Source organism: Salmonella sp. SSDFZ54 (assembly GCF_004010735.1).
Taxonomy (GTDB): Bacteria; Pseudomonadota; Gammaproteobacteria; order Enterobacterales; family Enterobacteriaceae; genus Salmonella; species Salmonella enterica.
In genome coordinates, this window is record NZ_CP034819.1 from 845668 (window position 1) to 859827 (window position 14160).

General features: G+C 54.6%; 10 protein-coding genes. 1 reads left to right on the forward strand and 9 read right to left on the reverse strand.

The genetic code is table 11. The features are described from left to right. Positions 1-56 precede the first annotated feature (56 nt). Together relA and rlmD are read right to left on the reverse strand one after the other, a co-directional pair. Positions 57-2291, reverse strand: a complete 2235-nt coding sequence (gene relA / locus EOS97_RS04045; RefSeq protein WP_000226841.1) for a GTP diphosphokinase — start codon at positions 2289-2291, stop codon at positions 57-59. Positions 2292-2342: 51 nt separating this feature from the next. Then, complete coding sequence (gene rlmD / locus EOS97_RS04050; RefSeq protein WP_000046867.1) at positions 2343-3638, reverse strand: 23S rRNA (uracil(1939)-C(5))-methyltransferase RlmD; 1296 nt, start codon at positions 3636-3638, stop codon at positions 2343-2345. 57 nt (positions 3639-3695) lie between these two features. Between rlmD and barA the strand changes: the two genes are divergently transcribed. After that, entirely contained in the window at positions 3696-6452 is a 2757-nt protein-coding gene (barA, locus tag EOS97_RS04055; protein ID WP_000186400.1) for a two-component sensor histidine kinase BarA, read from the forward strand. 43 nt (positions 6453-6495) lie between these two features. Here the strand turns inward: barA and EOS97_RS04060 are convergent, their stop codons facing one another. From EOS97_RS04060 to EOS97_RS04095, 7 genes are all read right to left on the reverse strand, one after another. Then, positions 6496-7638 (reverse strand): glycerate kinase, encoded by a 1143-nt coding sequence (locus EOS97_RS04060; protein WP_000706477.1) that lies wholly within the window; start codon positions 7636-7638, stop codon positions 6496-6498. A 77-nt stretch (positions 7639-7715) separates the two neighbouring features. Beyond that, entirely contained in the window at positions 7716-9056 is a 1341-nt protein-coding gene (gudD, locus tag EOS97_RS04065) for a glucarate dehydratase (protein WP_000107113.1), read from the reverse strand. 20 nt (positions 9057-9076) lie between these two features. Beyond that, positions 9077-10417 carry an enolase C-terminal domain-like protein gene (locus EOS97_RS04070; RefSeq protein WP_000211797.1) on the reverse strand — a complete coding sequence of 447 codons (1341 nt, stop codon included), beginning with the start codon at positions 10415-10417 and terminating at the stop codon, positions 9077-9079. Next, positions 10414-11772, reverse strand: a complete 1359-nt coding sequence (gene gudP, locus EOS97_RS04075; protein ID WP_000097015.1) for a galactarate/glucarate/glycerate transporter GudP — start codon at positions 11770-11772, stop codon at positions 10414-10416. Before gudP ends, EOS97_RS04070 begins: the two co-directional genes overlap by 4 nt. Before the next feature lie 481 nt (positions 11773-12253). After that, entirely contained in the window at positions 12254-12703 is a 450-nt protein-coding gene (locus tag EOS97_RS04085; protein ID WP_000807736.1) for a flavodoxin, read from the reverse strand. 18 nt (positions 12704-12721) lie between these two features. Beyond that, complete coding sequence (gene truC / locus EOS97_RS04090) at positions 12722-13504, reverse strand: tRNA pseudouridine(65) synthase TruC (protein WP_000890028.1); 783 nt, start codon at positions 13502-13504, stop codon at positions 12722-12724. After that, positions 13504-13833, reverse strand: coding sequence for a YqcC family protein (locus EOS97_RS04095; RefSeq protein ID WP_001804977.1), 330 nt, complete (start codon positions 13831-13833; stop codon positions 13504-13506). The genes truC and EOS97_RS04095 overlap by 1 nt, the downstream gene beginning before the upstream one ends. Positions 13834-14160: the final 327 nt, after the last annotated feature.

Below are 14160 nucleotides of genomic sequence, written 5' to 3' on the forward strand. Positions count from 1 at the left end.
CTAATGCGGCTTTGCTGAACGAGTAGCAAAGCCGCTACATTATTACTGTCTGGGGTTTACCCCCCGTGCAGTCGCCGTGCATCAATCACATCCGGCACCTGGTTCAGCTTACCGAGCACGCGGCCCAGCACCTGCAGGTTGTAGATCTCGATGGTCATATCAATGGTGGCGATCTGCTGTTTAATGTCGCTGCGGCTGGCGACGCCCAGCACGTTGACTTTTTCGTTAGCCAGAATGGTGGTGATATCGCGCAGCAAGCCGCTGCGATCGTTGGCCTGGACGCGCACCACCAGCGAATATCCCGCCGAGTAGCTTTCGCCCCATACCGCCTCTACGATCCGCTCCGGCGCATGGGAGCGCAGCTCCGCCAGCTGTTCGCAGTCGGCCCGGTGCACGGAAATCCCCCGCCCCTGAGTAATGAAGCCGACAATTTCATCCCCCGGAATCGGCTGGCAGCAGCGGGCAATGTGGTGCATCAAATTACCCACGCCTTCTACCACCACGCGCCCGTCGTCTTTACGACGATTTTGCGGCGCGTATGTTTTTTGCTGAAGCTGTTTCAGCGCCGCTGCATCCTGCTCCTCCGCACTCGGCTTATTGAACTGCGATTGCAGGAAATTCACCATCTGATTAAGACGGATATCGCCGCCGCCTATCGCCGCCAGCAACTCTTCCAGCTCATTAAAGTTGTAGCGCGGCAGCAGATGTTTCTCGGCCTCTTTCAGGCTAATCCCCAAATGCGCCAGCTCATCGTCGAGGATCTGCCGTCCAGCCAGGATATTTTTGTCACGGTCCTGTTTACGGAACCAGGCGTGAATTTTCGAGCGTCCGCGGCTGGTCGTCACATAGCCCAGGTTTGGATTCAGCCAGTCGCGGCTGGGATTCGGCTGCTTCTGAGTGATAATTTCAACCTGATCGCCCATCTGCAACTGATAGGTGAATGGCACAATACGGCCGCCGATTTTCGCGCCGATGCAGCGGTGCCCGACATCGCTGTGGATGTGGTAAGCAAAATCGAGCGGCGTAGATCCGGCAGGCAAGTCAACCACGTCGCCTTTTGGCGTAAAAACGTAGACACGATCGTCAAACACCTGGCTGCGCACTTCATCCAGCATTTCGCCGGAGTCGGCCATCTCTTCCTGCCAGGCGATCAGCTTACGCAGCCACGCAATTCTGTCTTCATGGCCGGAACGCACGCCGCCGGACGCGGCGCCTTCTTTATACTTCCAGTGCGCCGCCACGCCCAGTTCGGCGTCTTCATGCATCTGTTTGGTACGGATCTGGATCTCAACGGTTTTACCGCCCGGTCCCAGGACCACGGTGTGGATAGACTGGTAACCGTTCGGTTTCGGGTTAGCGACATAATCATCGAATTCATCCGGCAGGTGGCGATAGTGCGTATGCACTATCCCCAACGCGGCGTAGCAGTCCTGCAGACGTTCAGCGACGATACGCACGGCGCGCACGTCAAAGAGTTCATCAAACGCCAGATGCTTTTTCTGCATTTTGCGCCAGATGCTATAAATATGTTTTGGTCGTCCGTAGACTTCCGCCTGCACGCCTTCGTTTTTCATTTCGGCGCGCAGATGTCCAACAAACTCTTCGATGTAATGTTCGCGATCGAGACGGCGCTCATGCAGCAGTTTGGCGATGCGTTTGTATTCCGCCGGATGCAGGTAGCGGAAACAGTAGTCTTCCAGTTCCCACTTCAGTTGCCCGATGCCCAGACGATTAGCGAGCGGCGCATAGATGTTGGTACATTCTTTCGCCGCCAGCACGCGCTCATCTTCCGGCGCCTCTTTCACTTCGCGCAAATGAGCGATTCGCTCGGCCAGTTTGATCACCACGCAGCGGAAATCATCCACCATCGCCAATAACATTCGACGGACGTTATCAACCTGCTCCGAAGAAACAGAGTCGTTATGAGTGGCGTTTAGCTGACGGATCGCCGCCATATCGCGCACGCCATGAATCAGGGTAACGATAGATTTGCCGACGCTTTCGCGCAGTACATCTTCGCTGACTACGTTGGCGTCGGCCAGAGGGAACAGTAGCGCCGCCCGCAGCGTGTCGATATCCATACTCAGCGTGGAAAGAATTTCTACCATCTCCACGCCACGCCACAGCAACAGATCCGCATCCGGATGTCCTTGTGTCTGTTGCAGGCAATACGCCCAGGTTTCGGCTAAGCGCTCACACGACTGCTGGCTGGAAATTCCCAGGCTTGCGATCCACTTCTTCGGATCAAATTCACCAGCTTTATTAATATGTGCACTTCTTACCGCGACCATCGTCCTCTCCTTAAGGGACCAGGCCTACCGAAGTCGGTAAGCCGGTAATCATTACATGCGCTCGAACAGAACCATTGATTCCAGATGTCCTGTGTGCGGGAACATGTCGAGCATCGCTAAACGCGTAACCTCATATCCCGCATTGACCAGCGCTTCACTATCACGCGCCAGCGTCGCCGGGTTACAGGATACATAAACAATGCGAATAGGTTTTAATTTTATAATATGTCGCATCACTCCTGTAGCCCCCGCACGCGCAGGATCGAGTAAGACTTTGTCAAAGCCGTTTTTCGCCCACGGCTGCTTCGTGACATCTTCCTCCAGGTTCTCATGGAAGAATGTCACATTATGTAAACCATTGCGGATGGCGTTTTCACGGCCTTTTTCTACCAGCGCCGGAACGCCCTCAACCCCAATCACGCTTGCCGCGCGCGTTGCCAGCGGCAGCGTAAAATTCCCCATTCCGCAGAACAGATCCAAGACACGATCCTCGGCGCGCACATCAAGCCACTCCAGCGCGCGGGCGACCATTTGCTGGTTTACCGCCTCATTAACCTGAATAAAGTCTCGCGGACTGAAGGCTAAACGTAAGCCGTGCGAATCATACCAGGGCGCTTCGCCAGATACCGTTTCCAGTATCTCGCTAAACGGCGCCAGAAACAGAGACAATCCCTCAGAATGCGAAAAGCGTTCCAGTTTTTCTTTATCCGCCGCACTTAATGGCGCGGTATGGCGCAGAATCATCAGCGTACCGCTTCCCGCCTGTACCAGCTCAACATGCCCAAGATGTCGGGTGCCGTGTAAACTCGCCAGACACGCCCTGATTCGGGGCAGCAATGCTGCAAGCTGGGGCGCCAAAACGGGGCACTGTTCGACATTGACGATATCGCTGGAACCCGCTTTGCGAAATCCCATTTGCAGCGGTTTATCCGGCGGGCAATTCAGACTTAACCGCGCACGACGCCGATAACCCCAGGGCGCGCCGGCGATGATGTCATTCACCTCGTGTTTCATCAAACGCGCCAGCGCCGCGCTTTTGCTGCGTTGTTGCAGGGCGATGCTGACATGCTGTTGCTGACAACCGCCGCAGACGCCAAAATGCGGGCAGCGCGGCGTTTCTCGTTCCGGGCTATCATTCAAACGGCGCGAAACGCGTGCGCGGGCAAATTGCTTTTTATCTTCTGTAATAATGACTTCTGCGCTTTCCTCAGGCAATAAACCGGGGATAAACAGCGTCTTTCCGTTATGACGGGCTACGCCCTGACCAAATGAATCGAGGTCATTGACTTTAACGGTTATGATCTGACGCGTCGTCACGCGCCGTTTTGCAGAGTAGAATTGCGCCATCGACCAGCTTTTTCTCAATTTAACAGTGTGACCCTAATTGTCCCATAACGGAACTCCATGACCAACTACAGCCTGCGCGCACGCATGATGATTCTGATCCTGGCCCCGACCGTCCTGATAGGTTTGCTGCTCAGTATCTTTTTTGTAGTGCACCGCTATAACGACCTGCAGCGTCAACTGGAAGATGCCGGCGCCAGTATTATTGAACCGCTCGCCGTCTCCAGCGAATATGGTATGAACTTACAAAACCGGGAGTCTATCGGCCAACTTATCAGCGTCCTGCACCGCAGACACTCTGATATTGTGCGGGCGATTTCCGTTTATGACGATCATAACCGCCTGTTTGTAACGTCTAATTTCCATCTGGACCCCTCACAGATGCAGCTTCCCGCCGGAGCGCCGTTTCCACGTCGTCTGAGCGTCGATCGCCACGGCGATATTATGATTCTGCGCACCCCGATTATCTCGGAGAGCTATTCGCCGGACGAGTCAGCGATTGCCGACGCGAAAAATACCAAAAATATGCTGGGATATGTGGCACTTGAACTGGATCTCAAGTCGGTAAGGCTACAGCAATACAAAGAGATTTTTATCTCCAGCGTGATGATGCTTTTTTGTATTGGCATTGCGCTGATCTTTGGCTGGCGGCTTATGCGCGATGTCACCGGGCCTATCCGTAATATGGTGAATACCGTTGACCGCATTCGCCGCGGACAACTGGATAGCCGTGTGGAAGGATTTATGCTGGGCGAACTGGATATGCTGAAAAACGGCATTAATTCCATGGCGATGTCGCTCGCCGCCTATCACGAAGAGATGCAGCATAATATCGATCAGGCCACCTCGGACCTGCGTGAAACCCTTGAGCAGATGGAAATCCAAAACGTTGAGCTGGATCTGGCGAAAAAGCGTGCCCAGGAAGCGGCGCGTATTAAGTCGGAGTTCCTGGCGAACATGTCGCACGAACTGCGAACGCCGCTGAACGGCGTCATTGGCTTTACCCGCCTGACATTAAAAACGGAGCTGAACCCCACCCAGCGCGACCATCTGAACACCATTGAGCGTTCCGCGAATAATCTGCTGGCGATCATTAATGACGTGCTTGATTTCTCCAAGCTGGAAGCCGGTAAGCTCATTCTGGAAAGTATCCCTTTTCCACTGCGCAACACGCTGGATGAAGTGGTTACGCTGCTGGCCCACTCGTCGCATGATAAAGGGCTGGAGTTGACGTTAAATATTAAAAACGACGTCCCGGATAATGTGATTGGCGACCCGCTGCGCCTGCAACAGGTCATTACTAATCTGGTGGGTAATGCCATTAAGTTCACCGAGAGTGGCAATATCGACATTCTGGTAGAAAAGCGGGCGCTCAGTAACACCAAAGTACAGATTGAAGTGCAGATCCGCGATACGGGGATCGGCATTCCGGAACGCGACCAGTCGCGACTGTTTCAGGCGTTTCGCCAGGCCGATGCCAGTATTTCTCGCCGTCACGGCGGCACCGGGCTTGGGCTGGTGATTACGCAAAAGCTGGTCAACGAAATGGGCGGGGATATCTCTTTCCACAGCCAGCCTAATCGCGGCTCGACCTTCTGGTTTCATATTAATCTTGATCTTAACCCAAATGTTATTATTGACGGGCCGTCGACCGCGTGCCTGGCCGGGAAACGGCTGGCTTATGTCGAACCGAATGCTACCGCCGCGCAATGTACCCTGGATCTACTGAGCGACACGCCGGTGGAGGTGGTTTACAGCCCGACCTTCTCCGCGCTGCCGTTAGCGCACTACGATATTATGATTTTGAGCGTTCCGGTGACCTTCCGCGAGCCGCTCACCATGCAGCATGAACGTCTGGCGAAAGCGGCGTCAATGACGGACTTTCTACTGCTGGCGCTACCTTGCCATGCGCAAATTAACGCCGAAAAGCTGAAACAAGGAGGCGCGGCGGCCTGTCTGTTAAAACCATTGACGTCAACGCGCCTGTTGCCAGCGCTGACGGAATATTGCCAGTTGAATCACCATCCTGAACCGCTGCTAATGGATACCAGTAAAATCACCATGACGGTTATGGCGGTTGATGACAATCCCGCCAATCTGAAGCTTATCGGCGCGTTACTAGAAGATAAAGTCCAGCACGTAGAACTTTGTGATAGCGGACATCAGGCGGTAGATCGGGCGAAACAAATGCAGTTTGATCTGATTTTGATGGATATTCAGATGCCGGATATGGACGGCATACGCGCCTGCGAATTGATTCACCAGCTTCCTCATCAGCAGCAAACACCGGTTATTGCCGTTACGGCACATGCGATGGCCGGGCAAAAAGAGAAGTTGCTCAGCGCGGGCATGAACGACTATCTGGCTAAACCGATAGAAGAAGAGAAGTTGCATAATCTGTTGCTGCGCTATAAACCTGGCGCCAACGTAGCAGCGCGCCTGATGGCGCCGGAACCGGCTGAGTTTATCTTCAATCCGAATGCAACGCTCGACTGGCAGCTTGCGCTCCGCCAGGCTGCCGGTAAGCCCGATCTGGCACGGGATATGCTGCAAATGCTGATTGATTTTCTGCCGGAAGTGCGCAACAAAATTGAAGAACAACTGGTGGGAGAAAATCCCAACGGTCTGGTCGATCTGGTCCATAAGCTACACGGGAGCTGCGGCTATAGCGGCGTACCGCGGATGAAGAACCTTTGCCAGCTTATTGAGCAACAGCTTCGCAGCGGCGTCCACGAAGAGGAGCTGGAGCCTGAGTTTCTGGAGCTGCTGGATGAGATGGATAATGTCGCGCGTGAAGCGAAGAAGATATTAGGCTGATATTCGCCGGATGGCGGCGTGACCGCCTTATCCGGCCTACAACTCAGCGTAACTGTTGCCCCGCTTTCAGCGTTGCAGCCACGTTGCGCGCGGTCATTCGTACGTTTTCACTCGCATTCTTCAGCGCGTCCTCCAGCGTGCAGATGGTATAAATCACGCTGAAAACGGCATCAAGCCCATGTTCATGAACCACGCCAACGTCCGCCGTCAGGCTACCCGCAATACCAATTACCGGCTTGTTATACCGTTTGGCGATGTTTGCCACGCCAATAGGGACTTTACCGTGAATAGTCTGGCTGTCGATGCGTCCCTCGCCGGTGATGACTAAATCAGCATCCGCAAGACACGCTTCCAGATGAAGCGCATCGGTGACAATCTCAATGCCACGCCGTAGCTGCGCGCCGCAAAACGCGTATAACGCCGCCCCCATGCCGCCTGCCGCGCCGCCGCCTGCCAGATCCAACACATCGACATGCAGATCGCGAGCAATCAAATGCGCATAGCGAGTCAATGCCGTATCCAGGCGTTCAATCATTTCCGGCGTCGCCCCTTTTTGCGGACCAAAAACCGCAGACGCGCCCTCTTTGCCGGTAAGGGGATTCGTGACATCGCAGGCGACCTCTATATGGCACGCCGACAAACGCTTATCCAGGCCGCTGATATCAATGCTGGCGAGTGTTTCCAGCCCAATGCCGCCTTGCGCAATATCATTGCCCTGCGCATCCCGTAGCCTGGCCCCCAGCGCCTGTACCATCCCCGCGCCGCCATCGTTGGTGGCGCTACCGCCGATACCAATAATGATATGCTCAACGCCCGCATCCAGCGCATGACGGATCAGCTCGCCGGTTCCCCATGACGTGGTCTTCAACGGATCGCGTTGCGCGGGCGGCACCTGCTCCAGCCCGCTGGCGGCCGCCATTTCAATGAACGCGGAACGCGCATCGCCGGAAAGCCCATAAAACGCATTGACGCGATGCCCCAACGGCCCGGTGACCTCAACATGCACGATTCGACCCGCCGTCGCTTCAACCATCGCTTCGACAGTACCTTCTCCGCCATCAGCCAGCGGCAATTTCAGGTAATCGGCGTCAGGCCAGATCTCGCGAAATCCTTGTTCAATGGCGGTCGCTACCTCAAGAGCACTCAAACTTTCCTTATACGAGTCTGGTGCGATCACTATTTTCATAAGTCGTCCTTACGCATGTTGATCCTGTTAAGCATACACCCAGAGAAGAACCGGTTCCTTACGGAACCGGCTCTGACTTAACGCACCATGCAAGGACGCTTATTATCAAACGTCCAGCCAGGAATTAAGTACTGCATTCCCATCGCGTCGTCACGCGCGCCTAAGCCATGTTTTTGATAGAGCTCATGCGCTTTCATCACCTGATCCATATCGAGCTCAACGCCCAGACCCGGTTTGGTCGGTACTTGCACCATGCCGCCTTTAATTTCAAACGGTTCTTTAGTCAGACGTTGGTTGCCTTCCTGCCAGATCCAGTGGGTATCGATCGCGGTGATCTTGCCCGGCGCCGCCGCGGCAACATGGGTAAACATCGCCAGTGAAATATCAAAGTGGTTGTTAGAGTGCGAGCCCCAGGTCAGACCGAACTCATGACACATTTGCGCCACGCGTACAGAGCCTTGCATAGTCCAGAAGTGCGGGTCCGCCAGTGGGATATCGACGGATTGCAGCGACAGCGTATGCCCCATTTGACGCCAGTCGGTCGCTATCATATTGGTGGCCGTCGGTAATCCGGTCGCGCGACGGAATTCCGCCATCACTTCACGTCCGGAAAAACCCTGCTCCGCGCCGCACGGATCTTCTGCATAGGCCAGAGAACCTTTCAGGTATTTACCAATGCTGATCGCTTCATTCAGCGACCAGGCACCGTTTGGATCGAGCGTGACGCGCGCTTGTGGGAAACGTTTCGCCAGCGCCACGATTGACTCGGCCTCTTCTTCGCCCGCCAGCACGCCGCCTTTCAGTTTGAAGTCGTTGAAGCCGTATTTTTCATAGGCGGCTTCCGCCAGACGCACTACCGTTTCCGGCGTCATCGCCTCTTCATGGCGCAGACGATACCAGTCGCATTGCTCATCCGGCTGGCTCTGATACGGCAGCGGCGTGGCCTTGCGATTGCCGACAAAGAACAGATAACCCAGCATTTCGACTTCGCTGCGCTGCTGACCGTCGCCTAACAGCGAAGCGACGTTGACGCCCAGGTGTTGGCCCAAAAGGTCAAGCATTGCCGCTTCAATGCCAGTCACCACATGGATAGTGGTACGGAGATCGAACGTTTGTAAACCGCGTCCGCCCGCATCTCGATCGGCAAACTGGTTGCGAACGGCGGTCAGGACATTTTTATATTCACCCAGCGTTTTTCCCACCACCAGTGGGATCGCATCTTCCAGCGTTTTGCGAATTTTTTCGCCGCCCGGAATCTCGCCGACCCCGGTATGGCCGGAGTTATCTTTAATAATGACGATGTTGCGCGTGAAGAACGGGGCGTGCGCGCCGCTCAGGTTCATCAGCATACTGTCATGACCCGCAACCGGGATAACCTGCATTTCAGTGACTACAGGCGTCGTAAATTGAGTACTCATAACTGTGTCCTTATTCAGAATTAGTGGCGACCAAAAACAGGGCGTTTGCGGTCAAAAGTCCAGCCGGGGATCAGGTATTGCATCGGGCCTGCATCATTACGCGCGCCGCCTGGCAGCTTTTTATACGCGTCATGCGCTTTTCGCACCTGTTCCCAGTCAAGCTCTACGCCCAGTCCTGGCGCATCCGGAACGGCAATTTTGCCGTTTTTAATTTCCAGCGGATTTTTAGTCAGGCGGCAATCGCCCTCCTGCCAGATCCAGTGCGTATCAATAGCGGTGGGTTTGCCTGGCGCCGCCGCGCCGACATGGGTAAACATCGCCAGTGAAATATCAAAATGGTTATTCGAATGGCAGCCCCAGGTTAGCCCCCAGTCATCGCACAGTTGCGCCACGCGAACGGCACCGGTGAGGGTCCAGAAATGTGGGTCGGCAAGAGGAATGTCTACCGCGTTGAGCATCACCGCGTGTCCCATTTCACGCCAGTTGGTGGCAATCATATTGGTCGCTACCGGCAGTCCTGTCGCGCGGCGGAACTCCGCCATGACTTCACGACCAGAGAATCCTTGCTCCGCGCCGCACGGATCTTCCGCGTAGGTCAGTACATCATTCAGCCCTTTGCACAACGCAATGGCTTCATCCAGTAGCCAGGCGCCGTTCGGATCCACGGTAATACGCGCGTCCGGGAAGCGTTTTTTTAGCGCGCGAACGGTATCAATCTCTTGTTCGCCCGGCAGCACGCCGCCCTTGAGTTTAAAATCTTTAAAGCCGTAGCGATCCTGAGACGCTTCCGCCAGCCGCACGACCGCGTCGCTGTCCAGCGCTTCCTGATGACGCAGGCGATACCATTCATGACTGCCCGGCGTGCTTTCCAGATACGGCAGATCGGTTTTAGTGCGATCGCCAATATAGAAGAGATAGCCCAACACGGTGACGGCATCGCGCTGTTTACCTGGCCCTAACAGTTCACAGACCGGCACATTAAGCGCCTGCCCCAGTAGATCAAGCAGCGCCGCTTCCAAAGCTGCCACCGCGTTAACCCGCAGTTCAAACGTCCATGCGCCTTTACCAAAGGTGTCAAAATCAGCGGCCTGGTTGCCTTTATGCACCTGCTGCACCACTTTGTTCAGGCGGGCGACTTCCTGGCCTAATACCATCGGAATAGCATCGACCAGCGTCTGATAAATCACTTCTCCGCCCGGCGCCTCGCCGACGCCAGTATGCCCGGCGTTATCGGTGAGGACGACGATGTTACGGGTGAAGTACGCGTTATGCGCGCCGCCGATGTTGAGTAGCATACTGTCATGTCCGGCAACCGGAATGACCTTCATGTCCGTAATAACGGGACTGGATTGCGTTGTCATGATAATTGTCCTGCGACAGGTTTCAGTTCAATACGCTTAATATCGCCTACCAGCACCAGATAGCTGATGATGGCCACCAGGGCATGTACGCCGACATAGATCAACGCGCCGTTGAAGGAACCGGTGGTGCCAACGATGTAACCAATCGCGATTGGCGTCACAATACCGGAGATATTGCCGAACATATTAAACAAGCCGCCGGAAAGACCGCTGATCTCTTTCGGCGCGGTATCCGCCATTACTGCCCAGCCCAACGCGCCGATACCTTTACCGAAGAAGGCCAACGCCATAAAGCCGATGATCATCCATTCCACGTTCACATAGTTACAGAACACCATAACCATTGACAGCAACATCCCCAGCACAATCGGCGTCTTGCGCGCGATATTCAGGGAGCCAGTACGACGCATCAGCCAGTCGGAAATGATGCCGCCCAACACACCGCCGATAAAGCCGCAGACTGCAGGAACCGAGGCGACAAAGCCCGCTTTGAGAATCGACATGCCGCGCGCCTGGACCAAATAGACCGGGAACCAGGTAATAAAGAAATAGGTCAATGCGTTAATACAGTACTGACCGATGTAAACGCCAATCATCATACGAGAGCCCAGCAGCTGTTTGATCTGGCCCCATTTGACGCTAAACGGTACTTTCGCTTTGGTGTCTTTCTGATCCATATTGATCAGCGCGCCGCCTTCTGCGATGTACTCCAACTCTTTCTTATTTACGCCCGGATGGTTATTTGGTTCATGGATAACTTTCAACCAGATAAAGCTGATGATGATCCCTAACCCGCCCATAAAGAAGAAGACATGCGACCAGCCCACTTCGTGCGTCAGCCAGCCCATAATCGGCGCGAAAATAACCGTGGCAAAGTATTGCGCGGAGTTAAAGATGGCCACCGCCGTTCCCCTCTCCTGCGCAGGGAACCAGGCCGCAACGATGCGACTGTTGCCCGGGAAAGAAGGCGATTCCGCCAGACCAACCAGGAAACGAAGCGTAAAGAGGGCGACAATAATGCCGAAACCACTAAAGATATCGACAAAACCCTGCAACAGGGTGAAGACTGACCAAATGAAAATAGACCAGAAATAGACGCGTTTGGAACCAAAGCGGTCCAGCAGCCAGCCGCCCGGGATCTGCCCGATAACATAGGCCCATGAAAAAGCAGAAAAAACATAGCCCATGCCTACCGGATCAAGGCCGATATCTTTGGCCATTTCTGAGCCGGCAATGGACAATGTGGCGCGGTCGCCGTAGTTGAAGGATGTGACGATAAACAGCATCACCACTATCCAGTAGCGGGCGTTCGTGCGTTTCTCCGCACTGCTCGCCGCGTGACTTAATGAACTCATTGTTGCACTCCTGAAATTTCGCGTTAGCTACGCTCACTCTGAACTGCACAACCGGTAGGGAATCAGAGATAACGTTTCCTTGTTGCAGCTTTTATTAGGTCGTTTGCTTTGCACGCTGCATGCTTTTATTCACTGGCAGGAGAAGTATAAAAAGCGCGCCACACACACTCACCGTGCAACAACACAGTATTTTGGCGATGAATTACGCCTGTTTATGGCAAAAGCCCAGGACAGTGGAAGCCACTTCACGGAAATGAAATCAGAAGGCGCCAGGCGTCGACGCAGGAGGAGTAAAAAGAGAAGAATGTGAAACAGGTCGCTTGATTACATGAAAACGCCCGTAAAAAACTGCCGCTTTTGCGGGCATATGCCCAAAGCTAACACGATTCAGTTACTTTACACTGTGTACAGGTCGTGATTTTGCTTACTGGCAACGCAAGCAAACGAAAAGGTACCCTCCCGTAGGGGGGAGGGATTTACCTCAGGAAAGTAAAGTTCCCCAGTTTTCAACCCAGGGATTGGACTGGCTCTCCGGCTCCGGATGTTCGCTGGCGTCAATGAATAACATCTCCCCCACCCGCTGCGCGCTTTGCTCTTGCAACAGGGCATCAAACTGTTTACCGCCATTACAGAAATTGGGGTAGCTGCTATCACCTAGCGCAATCACCCCGTAACGCAGGTTTGGCTGAAAACCCAACGTATCTTTAATGCCGTGAAAGAGCGGCGCAATGCTATCCGGTAGATCGCCCTGCCCGGTCGTCGAGGTAACGACCAGCGCAACCTTATCCTGATATTGCTGCCAGTCGGACAGTTCAGGATCTTCAAACACGGTCGCGCTGTGGCCCTGTCTGGCGAGGATCGCTTCCGCTTCTTCCGCCACCAGCAGTGAGTTGCCATACATGGTCCCGACAAAAATACCAATTTCTGCCATTATGCGTATCTCCCTGAATTATGCCTGATGAGTCTCATCCTGCCGGGACGCCGCCGTAAACTCAACCCTTTCATTGTCAGGGAGAAGTCCACGCCAGCCAAACTGTGTCAGCGCCTGCATCCAGGTTTCATCCAACCCGGCCTGAATTATCAACGGCTGTCCGGTAAAGGGGTGCGTCAGCTCAAGCCGACTGGCATGAAGCATCAGGCGACGACAGGCAAAATGCTCTGCGGCGCTGCGGTTTTGTCGCAAATCGCCATGCTTGCTGTCGCCGATGATGGGATGACGCAGATGCGCCAGATGACGACGAAGCTGGTGCTTGCGTCCCGTTTTTGGTTCCAGCTCAACCAGACCATAACGCGTGGTGGGATAACGTCCGGTCGGCACCGCCATTTCGACCGTCGCCAGTCCGCGATACTGCGTTACAGCCGGCTGGGGCGCTTTATCTTCGCGGGCGAATTTATCGGCAATTTTATCGCGCTCTTCCACCAGCGGATAATCCAGTACCGCGTCATCCATCAGCCAGCCGCGCACAATGGCATGGTAGCGTTTACGGATGTGGTGCTGCTCGAACTGCTGCGCCAGACGGCGTCCCGCTTCGCTGGACAGCCCCATTAACAGTACGCCCGACGTGGGTCTGTCGAGACGGTGGGCGGTAAAAACATGCTGGCCGATTTGGTCGCGCACCGTTTGCATGACAACGACTTTTTCGTCGCGATCCAGCCAGCTCCGGTGAACAAGCCAGCCTGCGGGTTTATTCACGGCAACCAGCCACGGGTCTTGATAGAGGATCTCCAGCATCAGGATTTATCGCGGACGAATAGCGCATCCAGATCCTGCAAAACCGCCAGGATCGCCTCCCGCTGCGGATGATCCGCCGCCAGCGCCATTTCATAATAAGGGGCGACGGCAAATGCCTCGGGCAGCGGCTGCGCATTATCAAGTAGGGTATGCATACGTGGGATCAATACCCATTGCAGCCATTCCAGCGGTTCCATGGTATCCATAAAAAATGGTTGGGTGCTGGTAAACAGGTGCGCCTGCGGCGCATCCTGCCGCCAGTGGCGATGCTCGCGCAGCAGCGTTTCAAGCGTATGTAACTGCTGACGCACACGGTCATGAGTCGTCATGTTAAAAACCTCAATGATGAAAATCTGGCGCGAAGAATAACAAAAAAAAGGGAGCACTGTATAAACAGTGCTCCCGGTTCGTTTCGCAGCATTCCAGCTACTTTTCGTGCTCCCTGCTCATCCGTGACAACTTTTCCTGTGACCTTACGGCCTGTTCATCCTGAACGTTTGCATCCTGCGCACATCGCCCGATGTGATAGCTTCTTCCTGAAGCGTCCCTGGTCATCCAGACCCGCCGAACATCCTGATCGGCTCTCGTTCTCCGTCCTGGAGGTGTCCTTTAACGCATCCTGCGCTTTCCACTTTGCTTCATCCTGAAGCCTTTCC

Coding starts and splice junctions, on each gene's coding strand:
- relA (WP_000226841.1), bottom strand. CDS start 2,291: ATGGTCGCGGTAAGAAGTGCACATATTAATAAAGCTGGTGAATTTGAT.
- rlmD (WP_000046867.1), bottom strand. CDS start 3,638: ATGGCGCAATTCTACTCTGCAAAACGGCGCGTGACGACGCGTCAGATC.
- barA (WP_000186400.1), top strand. CDS start 3,696: ATGACCAACTACAGCCTGCGCGCACGCATGATGATTCTGATCCTGGCC.
- EOS97_RS04060 (WP_000706477.1), bottom strand. CDS start 7,638: ATGAAAATAGTGATCGCACCAGACTCGTATAAGGAAAGTTTGAGTGCT.
- gudD (WP_000107113.1), bottom strand. CDS start 9,056: ATGAGTACTCAATTTACGACGCCTGTAGTCACTGAAATGCAGGTTATC.
- EOS97_RS04070 (WP_000211797.1), bottom strand. CDS start 10,417: ATGACAACGCAATCCAGTCCCGTTATTACGGACATGAAGGTCATTCCG.
- gudP (WP_000097015.1), bottom strand. CDS start 11,772: ATGAGTTCATTAAGTCACGCGGCGAGCAGTGCGGAGAAACGCACGAAC.
- EOS97_RS04085 (WP_000807736.1), bottom strand. CDS start 12,703: ATGGCAGAAATTGGTATTTTTGTCGGGACCATGTATGGCAACTCACTG.
- truC (WP_000890028.1), bottom strand. CDS start 13,504: ATGCTGGAGATCCTCTATCAAGACCCGTGGCTGGTTGCCGTGAATAAA.
- EOS97_RS04095 (WP_001804977.1), bottom strand. CDS start 13,833: ATGACGACTCATGACCGTGTGCGTCAGCAGTTACATACGCTTGAAACG.